At 37.8% G+C, this 21887-nt stretch carries 18 protein-coding genes; 17 read left to right on the top strand and 1 reads right to left on the bottom strand.

Features of this window, described 5'->3' with window-relative positions; translation table 11 throughout:
* Positions 1 to 92: 92 nt before the first annotated feature.
* Entirely contained in the window at positions 93 to 644 is a 552-nt protein-coding gene (locus tag AB3G73_RS00830) for a DUF4738 domain-containing protein (RefSeq protein ID WP_234133290.1), read from the top strand.
* 123 nt (positions 645 to 767) lie between these two features.
* Complete coding sequence (locus tag AB3G73_RS00835) at positions 768 to 1946, top strand: heparin lyase I family protein (RefSeq protein WP_195650179.1); 1179 nt, start codon at positions 768 to 770, stop codon at positions 1944 to 1946.
* Between the two features lie 78 nt (positions 1947 to 2024).
* On the opposite strand, the gene AB3G73_RS00840 is transcribed toward AB3G73_RS00835, so the two are convergent.
* Positions 2025 to 2228 (bottom strand): hypothetical protein, encoded by a 204-nt coding sequence (locus AB3G73_RS00840; protein ID WP_217722934.1) that lies wholly within the window; start codon positions 2226 to 2228, stop codon positions 2025 to 2027.
* Between the two features lie 136 nt (positions 2229 to 2364).
* On the opposite strand from AB3G73_RS00840, the gene AB3G73_RS00845 reads away from it, so the two are divergent.
* The 15 genes from AB3G73_RS00845 (at position 2365) to AB3G73_RS00915 (ending at position 21873) form a co-directional block, all read left to right on the top strand.
* Positions 2365 to 3312, top strand: coding sequence for a tyrosine-type DNA invertase cluster 3b (locus AB3G73_RS00845; protein ID WP_272224992.1), 948 nt, complete (start codon positions 2365 to 2367; stop codon positions 3310 to 3312).
* Between the two features lie 353 nt (positions 3313 to 3665).
* Complete coding sequence (locus AB3G73_RS00850) at positions 3666 to 4247, top strand: UpxY family transcription antiterminator (RefSeq protein WP_032846245.1); 582 nt, start codon at positions 3666 to 3668, stop codon at positions 4245 to 4247.
* Positions 4248 to 4269: 22 nt separating this feature from the next.
* Positions 4270 to 6684 carry an SLBB domain-containing protein gene (locus AB3G73_RS00855; RefSeq protein ID WP_367741797.1) on the top strand — a complete coding sequence of 805 codons (2415 nt, stop codon included), beginning with the start codon at positions 4270 to 4272 and terminating at the stop codon, positions 6682 to 6684.
* A 12-nt stretch (positions 6685 to 6696) separates the two neighbouring features.
* Entirely contained in the window at positions 6697 to 7824 is a 1128-nt protein-coding gene (locus AB3G73_RS00860) for a chain-length determining protein (protein ID WP_320979961.1), read from the top strand.
* 22 nt (positions 7825 to 7846) lie between these two features.
* Positions 7847 to 9256, top strand: coding sequence for an undecaprenyl-phosphate glucose phosphotransferase (locus AB3G73_RS00865; protein WP_367741801.1), 1410 nt, complete (start codon positions 7847 to 7849; stop codon positions 9254 to 9256).
* 180 nt (positions 9257 to 9436) lie between these two features.
* A complete protein-coding gene (locus AB3G73_RS00870) occupies positions 9437 to 10114 on the top strand; it encodes an NTP transferase domain-containing protein (protein ID WP_320979959.1) in 678 nt (225 codons plus the stop codon).
* A gap of 125 nt (positions 10115 to 10239) precedes the next feature.
* A complete protein-coding gene (locus AB3G73_RS00875) occupies positions 10240 to 11652 on the top strand; it encodes a polysaccharide biosynthesis C-terminal domain-containing protein (RefSeq protein WP_320979958.1) in 1413 nt (470 codons plus the stop codon).
* Entirely contained in the window at positions 11649 to 12524 is an 876-nt protein-coding gene (locus tag AB3G73_RS00880; RefSeq protein ID WP_367741804.1) for a hypothetical protein, read from the top strand. Before AB3G73_RS00875 ends, AB3G73_RS00880 begins: the two co-directional genes overlap by 4 nt.
* A gap of 8 nt (positions 12525 to 12532) precedes the next feature.
* A complete protein-coding gene (locus AB3G73_RS00885) occupies positions 12533 to 12931 on the top strand; it encodes a hypothetical protein (protein ID WP_367741806.1) in 399 nt (132 codons plus the stop codon).
* Between the two features lie 34 nt (positions 12932 to 12965).
* Complete coding sequence (locus AB3G73_RS00890; RefSeq protein ID WP_367741809.1) at positions 12966 to 13727, top strand: glycosyltransferase family 2 protein; 762 nt, start codon at positions 12966 to 12968, stop codon at positions 13725 to 13727.
* Between the two features lie 7 nt (positions 13728 to 13734).
* Entirely contained in the window at positions 13735 to 14910 is a 1176-nt protein-coding gene (locus tag AB3G73_RS00895; protein ID WP_367741811.1) for an O-antigen ligase family protein, read from the top strand.
* Positions 14907 to 15983 (top strand): glycosyltransferase family 4 protein, encoded by a 1077-nt coding sequence (locus AB3G73_RS00900; protein WP_367741812.1) that lies wholly within the window; start codon positions 14907 to 14909, stop codon positions 15981 to 15983. The genes AB3G73_RS00895 and AB3G73_RS00900 overlap by 4 nt, the downstream gene beginning before the upstream one ends.
* 204 nt (positions 15984 to 16187) lie before the next feature.
* Positions 16188 to 17351 carry a non-hydrolyzing UDP-N-acetylglucosamine 2-epimerase gene (wecB, locus tag AB3G73_RS00905; RefSeq protein ID WP_367741814.1) on the top strand — a complete coding sequence of 388 codons (1164 nt, stop codon included), beginning with the start codon at positions 16188 to 16190 and terminating at the stop codon, positions 17349 to 17351.
* Positions 17348 to 18052 carry a WecB/TagA/CpsF family glycosyltransferase gene (locus AB3G73_RS00910; RefSeq protein ID WP_367741816.1) on the top strand — a complete coding sequence of 235 codons (705 nt, stop codon included), beginning with the start codon at positions 17348 to 17350 and terminating at the stop codon, positions 18050 to 18052. The genes wecB and AB3G73_RS00910 overlap by 4 nt, the downstream gene beginning before the upstream one ends.
* Positions 18053 to 18498: 446 nt before the next feature.
* Positions 18499 to 21873, top strand: a complete 3375-nt coding sequence (locus tag AB3G73_RS00915; RefSeq protein ID WP_367741818.1) for a hypothetical protein — start codon at positions 18499 to 18501, stop codon at positions 21871 to 21873.
* Positions 21874 to 21887: the final 14 nt, after the last annotated feature.

Genomic DNA, 21887 nt, shown 5'->3' on the forward strand with positions numbered 1-21887 from the left:
TCTTGCAAATGTAGGAAAAATGTCGGTTACACTTGTAAATATCCCGCTCTTTTTGTTCCTTTGCTATTTATTTATAAACAGAAAACTTACATATGAGAAAACTAATTTATTGGCTTTTATTGCCGTTGGCAGTGGCTGTGAGTGCATGTGGCGGTAAAAAAGGATCTTCAGATAATAAGTCGACACTGGCAATGATGGATAGTGTGGATGCTCACGGATTGCAGCGTATGCAGACGTCTAAGAGCGAAACCGACTTTAAGTTTAAGGGAAAAGATTATCATTCCCTCGTTTCGCGTACTCCGGATGAAAATCTGCCCCATGTGACAAACGAGATGGGAGATACCTATGTCGACAATAAAATAGTGTTGCACCTGACGCGTGGTAACGAAACCGTGTTGAACAAGACCTTTACCAAGAATGATTTTTCATCGGTAGTCGATGCGAACTTCCTGTCTAAGTCCGTATTGGAAGGCATTGTATATGACAAGACTACTCCGCAGGGAATTGTCTACGCTGCGAGTGTTTGTTATCCGCAGACAGATTTATATATGCCGCTTTCCATAACGGTCACCGCTGATGGAAAAATGAGTATACAGAAAGTGGATATGCTTGAAGAAGATTATAACGACGAAGCGCCCAATTAGGCTTGTAGGCGGGTGTTGACAGTAAAATTGCACAAATGTGAAAACATTTGAGACAAAAGAAAGGCAGCCGATGGGGTTGCCTTTCGTATTTTTGCACCGTCAACAAACTTAATACCGAATAGAATGAAGAAAAACATTTTTGCTATCTGTGTGGTAGCAGTAGGATGTACGGCACTGACCGCTCAAACCAAAGATACACAAACATTGGTTCCGCTTACCGAACGGGTAAATGTGCAGGCGGATTCGGCACGCGTCAATCAAATTATAGACGATTGCTGGGTAGCAGTAGGGACTAAAAAGTCTCATGCAATTCAACGCGACTTTACACGTCTGTTCAATGGTAAGCCTTCTTATCGTTTTGAATTGAAGGAAGATGATAACACCCTGTCAGGATATGCCAAAGGGGAAACAAAAGGGCGTGCGGAATTCTCTTATTGTTATGCAACTTCCGATGATTTCAAAGGTCTGCCTGCCGATGTTTATCAGAAAGCGCAGATCACTAAAACCGTATATCATCATGGGAAAGGCATTTGTCCGCAAGGAGCTTCCCGCGACTATGAGTTTTCCGTATATATTCCTTCTTCATTGGGTAGCGATGTCTCGACAATTTTTGCTCAATGGCATGGAATGCCGGATCGTACATTGGTACAGACTCCACAGGGTGAAGTGAAAAAACTGACGATTGACGAGTTCGTTGAACTGGAAAAGACTACGATTTTCAAAAAGAATGAAGGGCACGAGAAAGTTGCCAAGCTGGATAAACAAGGTAACCCGTTAAAAGACAAGCAAGGAAATCCTGTATATCAGGCCGGAAAGGCTAACGGATGGCTCGTGGAACAAGGAGGCTATCCTCCATTGGCGTTCGGGTTCTCCGGCGGATGGTTCTATATCAAAGCAAATTCCGACCGTAAGTGGCTGACGGATAAAGACGACCGTTGCAACGCAAATCCCGAAAAAACACCGATTATGAAACCTGTAACATCAGACTATAAAGCATCGACCATTGCTTACAAAATGCCTTATGCCGATTTTCCGAAAGACTGCTGGATTACATTCCGCATTCATATTGACTGGACAGTTTATGGCAAAGAGGCGGAAACGATTGTAAAACCGGGCATGCTCGATGTGCAGATGGACTATCAGGAAAAGGGGAAAAAGGTTAGTAAACACATTGTAGACAATGAAAAAATCATGATTGGACGTAACGACGATGATGGTTATTACTTCAAGTTCGGTATCTACCGTGTAGGTAATAGCACTAAGCCGGTATGTTACAATCTGGCAAACTATTCAGAAAGGTAATTAGTCAGAAGGTAAAAAGAGAGTGATATCCGGGTGTCCTTTTGTGGGCATCCGGATATTTTTTAATTCTCTTACCGTTTATTCGTCAGCGCAGCAATGATATACTTTCCTAGTGCTTGATACTTTCTCTTTCGCCTGTCTTTCTTCCTCTTCCAACTGTTCCCGTTTGACTCTTCTGATAATTTCCCCTTTCTGATGTGCTCTTCCCTCTTTTTTCAGGTTTTGAGCACCGTTTTCTACTTGTGTTTTAGACTCTCTGTGAGTTGTTTTTTTACTAGCCATAATTTGCTAATTTTAACAAAGTTAATAATGCTGAAAAAATAAGTCTACATTTGGTAAGCGTGTGCCAGGTATGCAAAAAGATTTGTTTTTTTGCCGCTTGCCAAATGGTATATATATAAAATAACTAGTGATGCAAATGATGAACAAAAATGGATTTAGCCGATGTGCAGAGTTCTACATCGGTCGTTTGCGGAAGGAAGGGAGGCATTCTACAGCGCATGTCTATAAGAATGCTATTTTCTCTTTTAGCAAATTTTGTGGCACGTCCAATGTGTCGTTCAGACAGGTCACCCGCGAACGTTTACGACGTTACGGGCAGTATCTTTATGAGTGTGGTTTGAAGCCTAATACGATTTCTACGTATATGCGTATGCTTCGTAGTATTTATAACCGGGGAGTAGAAGCGGGTAGTGCACCTTATGTGCCTCGGTTGTTTCATGATGTTTATACGGGAGTAGATGTTCGCCAAAAGAAAGCTTTGCCTATCGGTGAATTACGTAGACTTCTGTATGAGGATCCCAAATCGGAGCGTTTGCGTCGAACGCAGGCTATTGCTGCCCTGATGTTTCAATTCTGTGGAATGTCATTCGCGGATTTAGCTCATCTGGAGAAATCAGCTTTAGATCAGAATGTGTTACGGTATAACCGTATCAAGACTAAAACTCCGATGAGTGTGGAAATACTTGATACTGCAAAGGAAATGATTAACCGGCTTCGTAGTAACCAGGATTCTCATCCTGATTCTCCGGATTATCTGTTTGATATTCTTCGTAGCGATAAAAAAAGGACGGATGAAAGAGCTTATCGGGAATACCAGTCTGCCCTTCGTCGATTCAACAACCGTTTAAAGGACTTAGCGAGAGCTTTACGTTTGAAGTCTCCTGTCACTTCTTACACACTTCGCCATTCTTGGGCAACGACCGCGAAGTATCGGGGAGTATCGATTGAAATGATTAGTGAATCATTGGGACACAAATCTATAAAAACCACACAAATCTATTTAAAAGGCTTCGGGCTTAAAGAACGTACAGAGGTAAATAAAGGGAATTTATCTTACGTTAGGAACTGCAATATTAGTAAGTGATTTGTATTTAAAGTGTTGATAATTAGAAGTAAAATATGTGTGTTACTTCTTAGGTAACGGATTTAAAATTGACGCAAAGATAGACAAAAACACAAATAGAAAACAAATATTCCTCCACTTTTTTTCGTTTTATCTGAAACATAGGGCAAAAAACTATCCGAACATGAAATAATTTTATTTTCATGCTCTATGCTTTTTATTGCCTGATCCCAACTATTTCTAGTTGAGTATTAGGCTTTTCCATATTTTACGCCTTTGTCATGTGTGTGATTTCTATTTTTCCAGTAGTGTATGTTTTGTGTATGTATTGTCCGTTACCTAAGAAGTAACAGATGAACATGGGGTAAAAAAATATGATTTTAACAAAACCGAAATCAGTAAATGCCGGGCCTAGTAGTGGGACAGGGGAAGGCGTAGCACACTCAAAACGCTGGTATGTAGCACTCGTTCGAATGCATCACGAGAAGAAAGTTGCCGAGCGTTTATCTAAGATGGGAATTGATTCTTTTGTTCCTGTTCAGCAGGAAATTCATCAATGGAGCGACCGTCGTAAGATGGTTGAATCTGTTCTTCTTCCAATGATGGTATTTGTTCATGCTGATCCATCTGAACGTAAAGAAGTTCTAAGCTTTTCTACAGTGAGCCGTTATATGGTGATGCGTGGAGAAAGTACTCCGGCAGTGATTCCTGATGAACAGATGGCTCGTTTCCGTTTTATGCTTGATTATTCAGAAGAAGCTATTTGTATGAATAGCTCTCCTTTGGCACGTGGCGAAAAAGTTCGTGTTGTGAAAGGACCTTTGACTGGACTGGTTGGTGAATTGGTCAGTGTTGATGGTAAAAGTAAAATTGCAGTTCGGTTGAATATGCTTGGCTGTGCCTGTGTAGATATGCCTATTGGTTATGTTGAATCTGCAGACATTCATGTGGGCTAATTTTTCTAATTTGAATTGATCGATGAAAATACAAACGCTTTTTCGTACTTTTTTTCTATTTTTGATACTGGGAGTTTGTTCTCCCTTGCTGGCTCAAAACATGAGCGACTCTCAAGTTCTTGAATATGTCAAGGACGGCATCCGCCAGGGTAAAGAACAAAAGCAACTAGCCTCCGAACTGGCACGCAAAGGCGTGACCAAAGAGCAGGCAACACGTGTGAAGCAACTATATGAGCAGCAAAACAATGTCAATGCTTCCAATGCAACAGGTACCGATGTCAATGAATCACGCCTGCGTGAGGAAATGAAAGAAAATACTTCCGATATGCTGGAAGACCACCCGAGCACTCAAGACCTCGCACGTGGCAACCAGGTTTTCGGACGAAACATCTTCAATACTCGTAACCTTACTTTTGAACCCAGCGTCAACATCGCCACTCCTTTAAGCTATCGTCTGGGTCCCGGTGATGAAGTGATTATCGACATCTGGGGAGCCAGCCAGAACACTATCCGTCAGCATATTTCTCCTGACGGCACGATCAACATTCAGAAAATAGGTCCTGTCAACCTGAACGGACTAACCATTGCTGAAGCCAACGACTATCTCAAAAAGACATTAAACAAGATATATAATGGTCTTAATAATACGAATGATCCCACCTCTGACATCCGTCTGACTTTGGGTAGCATACGTACTATCCAGATCAATGTAATGGGTGAGGTTGTCCAACCGGGTACTTACTCCCTCTCTTCTTTTGCCACAGTCTTCCATGCACTTTACCGTGCAGGTGGAGTCAGTGACATAGGAAGCCTTCGTAATGTGCAGCTGGTACGTAATGGTAAAAATATCGCCACAATCGATGTCTACCAATTTATCATGAAAGGAAACATTCAGGATGACATTCGTCTTCAGGAAGGGGATGTAGTAATAGTCCCCGCCTATGACGTATTGGTTAAGATCGACGGAAAAGTGAAACGTCCCATGCGTTTCGAAATGAAAAAGGATGAGAGTCTATCCACTCTTATCAGCTATGCCGGTGGCTTTGAAGCCGACGCCTATACCCGTTCCTTACGTGTCGTACGTCAGAACGGACAGGAATATGAAGTAAACACAGTCAAAGACCTTGACTATAGTGTCTATAAAATGCGAAACGGTGATGTTGTGACCGCCGAAGCCATCCTTAACCGCTTCATCAACAAACTAGAAATCCGTGGAGCCGTTTATCGTCCCGGCATCTACCAGTTGAATGGAAAACTGAATACAGTCCGTGAACTGGTAAACGAAGCTCAAGGCCTGACCGGTGATGCCTTCTTGAACCGTGCCGTTCTCTACCGCCAGCGTGAGGACTTGACTACCGAAGTTGTTCCAGTAGACATTAAAGCTATCATGGACGGTGCTTCCCAAAACATCATCCTGATGAAAAACGACATCCTTTATATTCCTAGTATTCATGACCTGGAAGACAGAGGCAACGTCGTAATCCACGGTGAAGTAGCCAAACCTGATTCTTATCCTTATGCTGATAACATGACCCTTGAAGACTTGATTATTCAGGCAGGTGGATTGCGTGAAGCCGCTTCTGTAGTCCGTGTAGATGTATCCCGTAGAATTAAGAATCCTCGTAGTACAGTAGATAACGATACTATCGGCCAGATATATACATTCTCCCTAAAAGAAGGCTTTATTGTAGATGGAACCCCTGGCTTTGTGCTTCAACCTTACGATGAAGTTTATGTACGTCGTAGTCCGGGTTATCAAGCTCAACAGAATGTGGTTGTTGAAGGTGAAATTCTGTTCGGAGGCTCTTATGCTATGACCAGTCGTGAAGAACGTCTTTCGGACTTAATCAATAAAGCGGGAGGTACAACGAATTATGCCTACTTACGTGGTGCAAAATTGACTCGTGTAGCCAATGCTAGTGAAAAGAAACGCATGGGTGATGTGATCCGCTTGATGAGCAGACAGTTGGGTGAGGCTATGATGGACTCTTTGGGTGTTCGTGTGGAAGATACCTTTAGTGTTGGTATTGACTTGGAGAAAGCATTAGCGAATCCTGGAAGTACAGCAGATATTGTCTTGCGTGAGGGTGATGTGATTTCTATTCCGAAAAATAATAATACGGTTACGATCAATGGCGCTGTAATGGTCCCGAATACAGTTTCTTATATGGAAGGAAAGAATATAGATTATTATCTGAATCAAGCGGGAGGTTATTCTGAAAATGCGAAGAAGAGTAAGAAATTTATCGTATACATGAATGGTCAGGTGACTAAGGTTAAAGGTAGTGGCAAGAAACAGATTGAGCCGGGTTGTGAGATAATTGTGCCTAGTAAAGCTAAGAAGAAGACTAACATAGGTAATATTTTGGGTTATGCTACTACATTCAGTACTTTGGGAATGATGGTTGCTTCTATTGCTAACTTAATAAAGAAATAACGAATCCCTTTTATGGCTACTCTGATGGAACATGCGTCTGAAAAAGAAATAAGACAACAACAGGATATTCACAATGATGAGGAGATTGAGATGATAGATCTTTTTCGTAAGGTTATAAGCATTCGTAAGAAAATCTATAAGGCAGCCGGTATTGGTTTGGTGATTGGGATTGTTGTGGCAATAAGTATTCCTAAACAGTACACGGTTGAAGTGACTCTTTCTCCGGAGATGGGAAACAATAAAGAAGGTGGTTTATCTAGTTTGGCGGCTTCTTTTTTAGGAAGTGGGGTTACTATGGGTGATGGTACTGATGCTTTGAATGCTTCTTTATCTCCGGACATTGTTTCTTCTACTCCTTTTTTACTGGAACTTTCCACAATGAACATACCGGTAACGAAAGATGAAATGATGACATTAAACACTTATTTGGATGAAGAGTCTTCTCCCTGGTGGAGTTATGCTATAGGATTTCCTGGTATGGTAATTGATGGAATAAAGTCCTTGTTTACTGAAGAGGATGAATTAATATCTTCTGATAAAGCAAGTCAGGGGATAATCGAATTATCAAAGAAGGAGTCGAAGAAGATTAGGACTCTGAAGAAAATGATAACTGCCTCTGTGGATAAGAAGACATCCATGACTTCCGTTGCTGTAACTTTTCAAAATCCTAAGGTGGCTGCTGTTGTTGCTGATTCTGTTGTGAAGAAATTGCAGGAATACATCATAGACTATCGTACTTTCAAGGCAAAAGAGGATTGTCTTTATCTGGAGAAGTTATTCAAAGAGCGCCAGCATGAATATTATGCTGCCCAGCAGAAATATGCTGATTATCAGGATTCTCATGATAATATCATATTGCAAAGTGTTCGTGCCGAACAGGAGCGTTTGCAGAATGATATGAGTCTTGCTTACCAAGTGTATAGTCAAGTGGCAAGTCAGCTTCAGGTTGCCAGAGCCAAAGTTCAAGAGGAGAAACCTGTATTTGCTGTTGTAGAGCCTGCTGTAGTACCGTTGACTCCTTCAGGAACCAGTAAGAAAATATATGTTCTAGCATTTATTTTTATGTCTGTTTGTATCGTTATATCCTGGAATTTATTCGGAAAAGATTTCTTGAATAAGTTTAAAGAACTCTGGCCTTAATATATCTAATTAGTTAAGTGAAATGGCATCAACTAACCAGATAAATAAAGTTGTAGAGTCTATTGCGGTTTTGGGAGACTTGATCATTCTGAACCTGTGTTTGTTCCAACTCCTTTTCTTCTGGGAAAAGGCTTTTATGTATTTGCCTTTTTCCTGTACTGTCTCTTTTATGATGACTTCTCTTAGTCTCTGTTATTTAGCTTGTTCAGCATCTCGTGGGAAAGTTTGGAATAGTAGGGAAATTCGTGCAGATCAGCTTGTATTGTGTGTTTTAAAGAATATTATAGCCTTTTCCATCTTTTGGGCATGTATCATGACTTTTAGTGGAATCTCTATTTTTTCTCCTCTTTTTTTTGTCACTTATTTTTTTATACTCTTTGCTGTTTTAAGTATTTATCGCATTATTATTCGTCATCTGCTGATAGTCTATTGTGCGAAGGGTAAACATAAACGTTATGCCGTATTTATTGGGGGAGGTAATAATATGCAGATGCTATATGAGGAGATGGAGAGTTCTTTGGCATCTTCTATTTATGAGGTAATCGGTTATTTCGATATTAGACCTAATGATGCTTTTTCCTCCCACTGTCCTTATTTGGGTAGTCCTGATGGTTTCTCTGATTTTATGTCCGGACAAACGGGAGTTAAGCATATTTTTTGTTCTTTGTCTATGGAGGAGGGCCGCTATAATTTCTCTATAATGAATTATTGTGAGAACCATCTGCTTTATTTTCATGGTGTTCCTAATGTTTGCAAGGGGTTTCCCCGTCGTATCTGGCACAGTATGGTTGGTAATATGCCGATTTTGAATCTGCGTTATGAGCCTCTTGCTATGGTAGAAAACCGTATATTAAAACGGATATTCGATATTGTTTTATCCGGCATTTTTCTAGTTACAGTTTTTCCTATTGTTTACCTCATTGTGGGAATTATCATAAAGTTGACTTCTCCTGGTCCTGTATTCTTCAAACAAATGCGTACTGGTTTGAATGGCGTAGATTTTTTGTGTTATAAATTCCGTTCCATGAAAGTCAATGATGAAGCTGACAGTAGACAAGCAACGGTTGATGATCCTCGGAAAACCCGTTTTGGAGATTTTCTTCGACGTTCTAATATTGATGAACTTCCACAGTTTATCAATGTCTTTAAAGGTGAAATGTCGATAGTAGGTCCTCGCCCTCATATGTTGGCTCATACGGAGACTTATGCCCGTTTGATTGATAAATATATGGTGAGACATTTCATAAAACCAGGAGTAACCGGTTGGGCGCAAACGCATGGTTTTCGTGGTGAAACTAAAGATTTGTCACAGATGGAAGGGCGTGTAAAAGCTGATATTTGGTATATGGAGCACTGGACAATATTCCTTGATTTGTATATTATTTATAAGACAATAGCGAATGTGTTTAGGGGGGAGGAGAAGGCGTATTGAGATGAAAACTGTCTTTATGTCATTAAAGATATGAGTTTTAATATTCATTGTTTGCATACTCTGAATTTTGAATGAAATGTAAAAATATAATAAAATAAGTCTGTTTCGGTATCTGCTTTAAAGAAACAAGCTTTGAGAGAGGTACTAATTGGACGATAATAAATAAGTTAACTTAAAATTATGGAAAAAATTACAGCAGTTGTTCCTATTAGAAAGGGGTCTCAGAGAGTTGTTGACAAAAATTTGCGTCCTTTTGCTGGATCTAATCTTTTGGCAATAAAAATAGAAAATCTTAAAAGGGTTAAGGGAATTGATGAAATTATAGTTAATACTGATTCGGAACAAGCAATTAAGATAGCACAAGAAATGGGAGTTTCATTTCATCGTAGAGAGGACTATTATGCTTCTTCAAAATGTACAGGAAGTGAATTTTTTGAACATTTAGGGCAAGTTACTGATACCGATATATTTGCATATTGTCCAGTGACTTCTCCTTTTATCAAGGTAGAGACAATGGAGGCTGCTATAAGTATGTTTAAAGAAGATAATGAGTTTGATTGTTTATCAACAGTTTCAGTGATTAAAGAATTTATGTGGCTAGATGGGAAAGCAATCAATTATAATCCTTTAAATGCTCCTAATAGCCAGAATTTGCCAGATATTGAAGCTTTGAATTTTGGCTTTACCTTAATAAATAAGAGTGATTTGATAAAATATCGGAATATAATAGGGAAAACTCCCCAATTTATAAGAACTACTGATATAGAGGCTATTGATATAGATACGCCTTTGGATTTTTTTGTTGCAGAGCAAATTTATATTAAAACAATTATTGAAGCAAAGAATTTGTTAGGTTGATGGGGGGAATATTAGTGGATATTCTGACTAAATAAAAATGAATACTACAAAATTATTTTCGAGTTTACATGGAATCGCACTTAAAGGATTTCTAATGTATAACTATATATAAATAGTGGTACTTGATGGGGAAATACTCACAATTAGGTAAGAATACTGTCCTAGTCTTTGTAGGAAATGCAGGCTCTAAACTGATAGGCTTGTTGATGCTTCCTTTCTATACAAGATTTCTTTCAGTTGACGATTACGGTACGACGGATATTATCAATATATACGTTACCTTTTTATTGAGCATTGTATCTTGTTGTATAGCAGAATCCATATTTGTTTTTCCGAAAGGGCAATCATCAGAAAAGCAATGTGAATACTTGTCTTCAGGATGTGCATTTTCAGTCATAGCCTTACTGCTAGCCGGAATTATATTTAAGATCGTGAGCATGCTTGCAGATTACTATTCTATTGAAAATAGTTTTATACAGAATCTTTGGTTGATATATGTCCTGCTTATAGCCCAATTATGGCAGCAACTGTTTCAACAATTTACTCGTAGTATAGATCGTATAGTGATATTCAGTGTTGCAGGCATTGTATTAACCGTATGTACGGTACTTTTTTCCTTCTTTTTGATTCCTCGTTATGGTGTGGCAGGCTTTGTTTTTTCTTTAGTGTTGGCGAATGTTGGAGCTGCTGCCTACTCTTTATTGGGTTCCGGAGCTTATCGTTATTTGTCGTTAGCTGCCATTAGATGGAATTGTTGCAAAGAAATGCTACGATATTCCGTCCCGCTTATTCCAAACGGAATCATGTGGTGGTTGGTGAGTGCATTGAATCGCCCTGTGATGGAATTTTATTTGGGAATGGAAGCTATCGGTTTATTTGCTGTGGCGAATAAGTTTCCTTCAGTATTTTCCAGTGTGTTTAGTGTGTTTGCAGTTTCATGGCAAATATCGGTGATGGAAGAATACGGTAAAGAGGATTATAGTCAGTTTTTTAACAAAGTATTTAGGTCAGTTATTCTATTAATGATTTTGAGCAGTTGTCTAATCTCCATTTTTAGTCCATTGATTATTAGTATCCTTGCCGATAAGAACTATTATGAAAGTTGGAAATACGTTCCGATTTTATCGCTCTCTTCTGTTTTTATGGCCATATCAGGTATGGCAGGGAGTAATTTTTCCGCTACTAAAGAAAGTAAATACTTCTTTTACTCAAGTGTGTGGGGGGCGTTGGCAGCGGTTATTGCTAATGTTTTGTTTATTCCCTATATAGGAATAATGGGAGCTTGCTTGTCCGTTGTGTTTTCTTTTTTGGTTATGTCATTAAGTCGTTGTTTTTATTGCTGGAGGTATGTCAAGATTCGTCATATATCAAAGATTGTGTTTAGTCTGGCGGGTAATATAATAATAGTGATGTTAATTCTATCTTCTTTAAGTATGTTGTGGAAGATAGCAGGATATTGCCTCTCCTTTATTTTTTTATTGTATGTGAATAGAGATGTCTTAAAAGAAGTGTGTAATGTAATAAAAAAAAGAATATGAAATCGGTTATAAAAAAGATCGTATATGGGATAATGAAAATGTTGGAGTTTGTCTATTTTCTAATGGTGTTAGTTGTTAAAGCCAAGCATAAGCATGTATTGCGGTTGTCTAGACAGAAAAAGAACAAAATAACCATCATAGCTAATGGACCCTCTTTGAAGGAAGACGTACATTTTCTTTTGGATGAAGATTATAGAAAGCAAACCGATTTTCTGATGCTGAACTTTTCGGCTTTTGATTCTTTGTTTTTTAAATTGCGACCACAATATTATTGTCTTGCTGATCCGATGTATTTTCAGAGTTCATGGAGAGATGAAGAGGTTCTTCGCCTTTTCAATCTATTGAATAATCAGGTAGAGTGGCCTATGACAATATATGTTCCAGCTCAAAATATGAAACAGTTTGTGAAATTTTCCCGTTTGGATAATTCTAATATAAAGATCTTAGGCGTTAACACTGTCACATATAGAGGATTTGAAAGATTCAGGAATTTCTTTTATCGTGTGGGTTTGTCTTCTCCAATACCTCAAACAGTTGCAAATTTGGCTGTATTTATTGGAATTAACGCGGGATATCAGCATATGGACTTATATGGAGTAGATCATACATTCTTCTCTGCTTTGATAGTTAATGAGAAAAATCAATTTTGTCAGATATACCCTCATAGTTATGAAGAAGAAACCTTGGAATATAAGGTTGTAAGGAGAACGGATAATAATGAAGTCTGGAAGGTTGGTGACTATATCATAGCGTGTGGCACAATGTTTTTAAGTCATGATTTGCTGGAAAGTTATGCAAAAAGTGTAGGATGTCATATTATAAATAATACGAAATGCTCAATGATTGATAGCTATGAGCGTAAAAATGTGTAGAGTGTAATATGATTAAAAGACTGATTAGTTATATTATCATACAGCTCAAATATTGGAATAAACTGAAATTCCCGATTTCTGCCAGAGTTAGTGTGAAGTCACATTTTGAAGGGGCTAATTATATTTATGGGAAGTGCTTCTTTTCCGGTACTATGGGATATGGTTCGTATGTAGCTTCATCTTCTTATATTATAGGAAAAGTAGGACGTTTTACTTCTATCGCTCAAGAAGTGAAATGCGTTGGTGGAATTCCTGCAAGAATTCTGCGCTATCGTTATGATGAAGAAACAATAAATTTCTTGTTGAGTATTCACTGGTGGGGTAATGATAAAGAATGGTTTTCGAAACATTGGGAGTTGCTTTCTGATATTGATAAGTTGAAAGCCTATTATGTTTCATCAAAATAACTTTTTCCGCCTAAAGTAATTCGATTTATAAATCATGAATAAGAAGAAAATATCTATTATTATAGCCACTTACAATGCTGAAAATACACTCAAGCGATGTATTGACAGTATTGCATGCCAGAAGTCAGATGAAATAGAATTGCTAGTTATCGACGGTGATTCTAAGGATAAAACGGTGGAAATCTTAAAATCTTATGGCAATATAATCGACATTTTTAAATCAGAACCTGATAAAGGGTTATATGATGCATGGAATAAAGCTTTGCGGTTGGCTACCGGTGAATGGATTATGTTTTTGGGTGCGGATGATTATCTTCTTCCTGATGCGATGAGCTTTTATTTGAATTTTCTACAAGCAAAGGAAAATAGGGATGCAATTGATCTTATCTGTGCGCAATGTTTATTTGTAGATGAAAAAGGAAAGGTTTTGAAGATTTGGGGACTTCCTTATCAATGGGAACGATTCGTTGACAGGATGGAAATTTCTCATGGATCCACATTGCATAACCATAAATTATTTCAGGAAATAGGTGAATTTAATATTCATTTTAAGATCAGTGCGGATTATGAATTTCTTCTTCGCAAAAAAATGAATGCAGTTTTTCTTGAGCGGAAAATATTGGTGATGCAGGTAGGAGGAATGAGTGATTCTGTAAAAGGTGCTTGGGAAACGTTTCGTGTAAAGCGCTATCATCACCAGACGCCTTGGAGTAAAGATTTTTACTATCTTGTCAGGAGCGTTGGTGGGTATTGGAAGCGACGGTTATGGTATTGGGTGAAATGTAAAATGAATTGAACGAATAATGAGTGTAAAACAAGATAGCCAGCTACTGATAAAGGCCTTATTCTTTTTGGCTATAGTGGATACTATAAATGGATTTTTTCTTAATAAAGGTATTGGATCTCCTATTGGTATTATTTTTAAGGCGTTTATCTTGTTGGTCGCTTGCAAAATATTGTGTTCATTACCAAAATTTAAAGGGCTGTTGTTTTTTACTTGTGTTTATATTCCGTCCTTTTTAACGATTGTCATTTTGAATACTGATTCTCAAATAGGTGCAACCATCACTCATTTGCTGAAATTTGTAAATGTTGTTTTTATATATTATGCAGCGGTTATGGTATTCAAATCGGAAAGTATATCTGAAAAAGAAATACATGCGATATTTTATATTAATTCTATAGTGCTTCTGTTGAATATCTATGTGGGATTGTTTGGAATCGGATATTATGCCTACGAAAACAATTTGGGTTGTAAGGGTTTTATATACGCTCATAATGAAATGTCTGGAATGCAGGCCGTCTTGTATGGTGTATCTTATTATTTTATTTATGATAGATATGCGTCAAAGAAAAAGGTTCTTTTTATTGTTAATTGTTTGTTTTTAATAGCGGCTTTGCTGGTAACAACGAAAGCGGGAATTCTTCTTGTTTTGATTAGTTTGATTCTTGTTCCATTGGTACGCATGAAGCATGGAGTTTTTTATTCTTTTCTCAAAATGTCAAAAAAGAAAATGATCGTTTTGCTTTCTATTGTATGCGTGGTGTTCTATTGTGGCTATGTATTGCTGGATTATAGTGGAGCGATTAGCCGTTGGACGTATTTCTTTGGTAAAGATGGTGTAAATGCTATATATTCTTCACGTGACACTTTTTGGAAGGAAGAGAAAATGGAGTGGGAAGAAGGGAATTTGGGAGTGAAATTGTTTGGGATGGGAGGAGCTAGAACTGTAGAGATGGATCAAGCGGACACCTTGCTCAATTATGGAATCGCGGGAGTAATAATTGTTTATTCATTTTACCTTTCACTCGTCGTGAAGGCTTTTAGAAAAAGGAAGATAAATCAATATGCCTATTTTGTTTTCGGGATGGATGTTTTTATACTTGCGGCATCTTGTTTTGCAGGACATCTGTTGTTTTCCGGTCTGATGGGAATTCCATTTGCGTTGATGAATGCGTTAATATTCAGGAAACAATGAAAATTTTATTGATCTCAAATATGTATCCTTCAGAAAAGGATAAAACATATGGAACATTTGTAAAGATGTTTAAGGAGAGTATAGAACATAACACGAATGATATCGTTTTCGATTGCTGTTTTATTCGAGGGCGTTCTAATAGCTTTATAGTTAAAGTATATAAGTATATTATTTTTTATTTTACCATCATCTATAAGACGCTTTTTACGAAATATGATTTTATTTATAATCATCAAATAACTCATTCCGCTCCAGCATTACGATTCTGTAGGTGCTTTAGGAAATTTAAACTGGTTATGAATATCCATGGGGGGGATATCGTCACGATTGATAAAACATCAGAGAAGCTATTAAGTATTGCAATTCCGCTGCTTGTTAAGTCTAGCTTGATAGTAGTGCCGTCAGAATACTTTAAAAATATTGTATTGGATAAGATTCCTGGAATAGTTTCTAAACAATTGTTTGTAAGTGCTTCTGGAGGAGTGGATAAAAATGTATTCACTCATTTGGATAGTCACAGAGGGTTGACAGGCACAATTGTTTATGTTTCAAGAATAGATACAGGAAAAGGGTGGGATGTCCTCATAGATGCCGTTTCGGAATTGAAATCGAAGGGGAAAATAATAGGAAGAAGAGTTTTGTTTGTTGGATATGGAACGCAGACTGAATTGCTAGAGAAAAAAATAGAGGAACTTAATCTATTGGAATATTGTAGTTATCTCGGTCCTAAAACTCATCAGGAGTTAAATGAATTATATAATCAGGCTGATGTCATGATATTCCCAACTATGCTCCATGAAAGTTTGGGTCTTGTAGGAATAGAGGCTATGGCTTGCGGATGTCCTGTGATTGGTTCTAATATAGGGTGTTTGCCTGAATATATTAAAGATGGGATAACTGGTTTTCTATTTGAATCAGGGAATAGCCATGAGTTGGCGGAAAAAATTATTGATTTTTATAGACTTACAGAAAAACAACGAGATACAATGAATTTGCAATCAATAAAGACGGCTCATCAGTATGATTCTGATGAGGTTTCACAGACGTTGATAAATAAATTGAAAGAAATGTAGGTGTATTTGTTGAATAAAAATAAAATTAGTGATATGTCTTAGTATTGTATAATAAGCGAAAATATAGTGATTAGTACATATTTTAGGCGATATCAGGTTTTGTTCAGTTAAATATATTGCATATGTTTTGTTAAAATGGCACTTCTGTCAATGAATATTGTAAAATAGTTTAATTCTTTTAGTAAAAATCAACTCACTGTATATATGAAAAAAGTAATGTTAGTCTTTGGCACACGTCCAGAAGCTATAAAAATGGCTCCCCTAGTTAAGGAGTTTCAAAAAAACACGGATAGTTTTAAAACTATAATATGTGTAACGGGACAGCATCGTGAAATGTTGGACCAAGTTCTGGAAATCTTTAATATTCAATCTGATTATGATTTGAATATAATGAAGCAGGGACAAGATTTATATGATGTGACAGCTCGCGTTTTAGTTGGTATGCGTTCAGTACTCAAGGAAGTTCAACCGGATGTCGTATTGGTGCATGGTGATACTACAACTTCGACTGCTGCAGCTTTGGCAGCTTTTTATCAACAGATACCTGTTGGACATGTGGAAGCAGGGCTTCGTACGCATAATATTTATAGTCCATGGCCGGAAGAAATGAATCGGTTGATTACTGGACGCATTGCTGGCTATCATTTTGCTCCGACATCATTGAGCAAACAGAACCTATTGGATGAAGGTATTTCGGAGGACAGAATAACAGTTACTGGTAATACTGTAATTGATGCCCTTCATATAGTAATAAGCAAGTTTAAAAATGATAAAGAATTAGATACCATATTACAGGGTGTTTTAAGAAAAGGTGGCTATGATGCCAAACGTTTAATCAAAGAACGAAAATTGGTTCTTATAACAGGGCATCGTCGTGAGAACTTTGGTGATGGATTTGTTTCAATATGTCAGGCAATTAAAAGTCTAACTATTAAATATCCAAATGTGGATTTTGTTTATCCAATGCATTTAAATCCTAATGTGCGCAAACCTATTCATGAAGTTTTCGGTGAAGATCTGAAGAATTTAGGAAATATGTTTTTTATTGAGCCACTGGAGTATTTATCATTTGTCTATTTAATGGAGAAATCCACTATTGTCCTTACCGATAGTGGTGGCATTCAAGAAGAAGCTCCTGGTTTGGGAAAACCCGTTTTGGTTATGCGTGATACAACGGAACGTCCGGAAGCATTGGAGGCGGGAACTGTAAAATTAGTAGGAACTAATTATGATAAGATAGTGGCAACAGTTTCTGAATTGCTTGATAATAAGACTTATTATGAGCAGATGAGCAGGGCGGTTAACCCTTATGGTGATGGTAAGGCTTGTGGACGTATTGTGGATTTTCTTAGAAAACAAATGAAATGAAGGTTATTCCGGTAAAAATTAAAAATGTAAACGTGTATCCGTTTCAGGATATGGAGGAATTGATGGATTATACGGTCGATAAAAAGAAACTGTTATTGTCATTGAATGCTGAAATTATAATGAGGGCAGAAGGAAAAATTGCAGATATAATCAATTCCAATATCGGGTATGCAGATGGTTATGGAGCTATAAAGGTTATGTATCGTAAAGGTGAGAAGGGGGTAAAACGTATTCCGGGGTGTGAATTGTGGCTGGAGTTAATAAAAAGGTATCATTCCTTGAAAACATTTTATTTAATTGGAAGTACCGAGGATACTATTTGTGTCACAGTAAAGAAATTGAAAGAGCTTTATCCGGATATTAATATTGTAGGATATCGCAATGGCTTTATCAAGGAAATTTCAGAAAAAGAGGCTTTATTGGTTGATGTGAAGGAAAGGCAGCCGGATTTTGTTTTCGTGGCAATGGGATTTCCGGTACAAGAATTGTTGATGGATGAATTATATAGAATTCATACTGCTACTTATTTGAATTTAGGAGGTAGTTTTGATGTTTTTATCGGCAAAGTAAGTCGTGCTCCAAGATGGATTCAAAATATAGGAATGGAATGGTTCTATCGTTTTATTACTCATCCGAGTCGCTATAAACGTCAAATTATTTATTTAAAATTCCTCTATTCTTATTATAGAAATGAATTGTAAGTCATGTATTCACTTATAGCTCTTGCTTCTATTTTGTTTTACTCTGATCTTTGCTTCATGATTTAAAAAGCTTCAAATAGTGAACATGAGTGAATTTTACAGTGATTTTGTATTCCATTATCAAACAGATGCTCCTCCTCGGCAGATTTTGATTAATACTTATTGCATATCTGTATATAATATTCGAAAAGTCTTTTAGTAAGTGTAAGTACTCAAATTAAGGTTCTGTTTTAGAATATATTTTTTTACTGTGAACTTAAATACATCATATCATAAAACAGAAACGAGAGTTGATAGGCGAGAGACTTTTTCGTCTGGCTTTTGATTGCAGTGAAGCTATGTCAGAAGATTGTCGCTATATAAGTTATATCGTTGACAGAGTTTATGAGTCGGAGTTAGACTAGAAAGCAATGGGATTTATCGATTAAAAACCCAACATACTAATTATGGATACTATAAAAACATTAAAAGGAGAGAAATTCCAATTAAAAAGTGCCACCAAATTGATGGAAGCACTTGATGTACGCGACGAAGGTATAAAGTCCGTTTGGAGTAAAGACATGAAAATCACTGAGATGGTAGTCGTTTCAAATGAAGACGAATACGATGTGCTTTTATGTAATACTGAAAAAGGCGGGGTAATAATGACTACTGTACATGGCGGTCACGGCATGTTCAATAGCTGTTTGGTGGAGCTATATGGTAAGTCATTAGTAGCCGCATTTGATAGAGACGAAATACTACATTTGTTTGCTATACATGAAAACAAAGTTTGGCATGTCAAAGAGCAAATGCCTCATAGCGGAAATTTTACGGAAGTCGAGTCTGTGCCATTCGTCCATCCGTTAAACTTTCTTAGAGTCGAGAAATTGCTCATTCTACCATTTGAAAAAGAGAAAGATTTCGTATTGGGTGTAGTGACTGAGACTGCGGATATGAAAAGTTTCTGGGTAAGTTATCAAGAATGGGATACAAATGCCATTGCTCGTTTGATACCCTCATCGTTCTCATCTCCCATACTAACATTCTCCGGAAAAACGATGAAGGAGTTAAATGTGGAATGCGCGTCTACTACCTATACATCTTATTCCGTTACGGAAGATCGGATCAGGTATTCATGCAGATTGGATCTGCCGGATGCAGGAGATTCTGTAAAACAGATATTTGTACCTTCTACTGATACTGTTTTCCTTCTGTTGCATGGAACTGCCGGAAACCTGCCTGTAGAGATATGTATCGACCAACAACAAGGCGTGGCAAGTGTATCCGCTTTGGCAGAAAGAGGCAATTATGCGTTCTGCTCAGTATATCAGAATGAGGCAGGGAAGGTGTCTATGGCATTAAGCGGAGGCAGTTTAGCTTATATCGAACTGACGAAAGACGAGACAGAAAATACGACAGACGAGGTAGCAATCTTAGACAAGGAAAGCTCTTTCTCGACATTCAACTATAACCCTAAATGCCAACGTCTTTATTATGTACTACAAGAGGACGGTTTGATTCATACACTGGAGAATCAGGGTGGAGTCACGTGGGTGGAAAGTACATTACAACTTCCGGAAGAAGGAGAAGTAAAAAGAATGCCGTGTTACTCTACAGAGTTAACTTTTACTCATTCTGACAATAGACTCGTTGCTCTGCCGGATATGGAGGTCACATTATGGGCAGAAGCACGTACCTACATTGAAACTTCGCAAGGCATACTGAAACTGGATACGGACATACAAGCTAAAATAAGGACGGACGCGCAAGGTAAAATTTCTTTCAAGCAATATACTAATGGACTGGATGTCCCGGTGGTGTATGCCTCTTTATCCAACGAATACCATACTGACGAGGAGGTTATCGTCCTTTCCCAGTTTGCCGGAGTGCATGATGACTTGTCTGCCATTACATCGCAGAAGTTGCTGGATGCCAAACAAACGGATTCAATGAAAGGCACGGTTACCCCGTTTCTACCCGATAAGTTCCGTAACAAGCAGGATGCTGATAATTTGGCAAAGGGGCTCTTGGATGTAATGAAAATAAAGCCCCAGATGGAGGAAGTGAGGCTGATGAAACGTTCGCAACTATTGGATGTCTCTAGAGTAGTCCCGACAGACGATCTTCCGGTATGGGGTATGACATTTGAAAGCGGACATCCTGTATATATGAGTCTGACAAAGGAGGAAGCACAGTTGGAAATGAATCGGATGATGCAACGTTCGGGAGGAAAGAAACTTCCTAAGTGGTTGAAAAAGATACGCGACTTTTGCCGCTCAGTGGTAAAAGGTATTGTGACTGTCGTAAAATGGATTGTGGACGGAGTGAAAATGGTTGTGGAATTTGTATTGAATGGTGTCAAAATGATTTTTGATGCTGTGATAAAGGTTGTGCAGGAAGTATTCCATTTTGTAGAAACTATATTTGCAGCTATTGCCATATTCTTTCTCACCATATTCGTATGGTTGGCTTCTTTGTTTATTTGGAAGGATGTGATGAGAACGAAACGAGCGTTTAATGGATTAATGACTATGTTTTTCGCTCAACTACCCGAAATGGCGGAAAGCCTCAAACAGGCATTACTTACTCAGTTGGAACTAGGTAAAGGAGAGATAGACAAAGCATTGGAAGAGCTAATATCTCAATTGGACGCTAATCTGTCCTTCGACAAATATATGCAGAACACAGTTCCGGCGGAAGATTCTTCTATATCTTATGCGATGAGTAATAACCCCTTGCAATCGAGATTGGAAAATAACAATATGCAAGAGCTTACGATTTCTTTGTGTCAGATATTAGAGGAAAATGCCGGACCGTTTGATGAGTTATTTAATCTGGTGAAGAAGTTTTGTACGGACATTTCAGATAATCCTCATTTCAAGGAATCACTGGATTACTTCCAAAAAGCTTTTACGGATATAGACACATTACTTTCTTCTTTGTTATGCGGACTGCTATCCGCACTACGTGGAATTATTCAGCTCATCTTTTCCGGGATGTCTGCCATTATATCCGGTGTGTTCGATTTGATGAAAACCATAATGAAACTCGCAAGCAAAATCTTTATAAGTGAAATAAAAATTCCATTTTTTACATCATTCTATAAGGGGATATGTGGAGATAAACTAACTCTTCTGGATTTATTATGTACGTTCCTTGCTTTACCTACAGTATTGATATATAAAGCGAAAGGAAAGAGTTTGCCATTTAATAGCGATAAAGATGTGGAGAATTTCATAGAATATATCAAATCTATATTGATGCGGAAAAGTGTGATGGGTTTGAATAGCACAAGTAGTGTTCTTTTGCAAGTTCTTTCTTGTGTATCCAGTGGCGTTCTTTATCTCGTATGCAGTATGGATAATTTTGTCAAAGTATCCGCTTCTATAGGACCTACACTTTTTGATTATGTAACGATTGGTGCAGAACTGATTTGGTTCATATCGTGTTTGCCATTATTATCAACAGATTCGGTTGAATTTACTTGGACGTCGTGGGCTTTTTTCGGAGTGGGGGTAGCGATGGATATGTTTTTTACCTTTTATAAGCAACGCAAAACTGACATTTTGGGAAAAGGAACACATTCGGGAAGCTTTTGGGCAGGAGCGTATGGTGTGGGACATCTTGCAATTTCAATATGGGGTTATGTAGAAAGAAAAAGTGAAATGACAGCTAGCGCATTTGCGGCAGAATGTATTGGTTCTATTACGGAAATGTCGTATTTTCTAACTATTGGTGATGCTCCTAAGCCTGTCATGTATAAGATTATCGGTGGGGTGGAAGTCATTTCTAGCATTGCTGTGCCTGCTTGCACTGCTTCTGATATTACTTATGATTAAATTCTAATATCTAG

It is taken from the genome of Bacteroides sp. L008 (genome assembly GCF_040812255.1).
In the GTDB taxonomy this organism is placed as follows: domain Bacteria; phylum Bacteroidota; class Bacteroidia; order Bacteroidales; family Bacteroidaceae; genus Bacteroides; species Bacteroides vicugnae.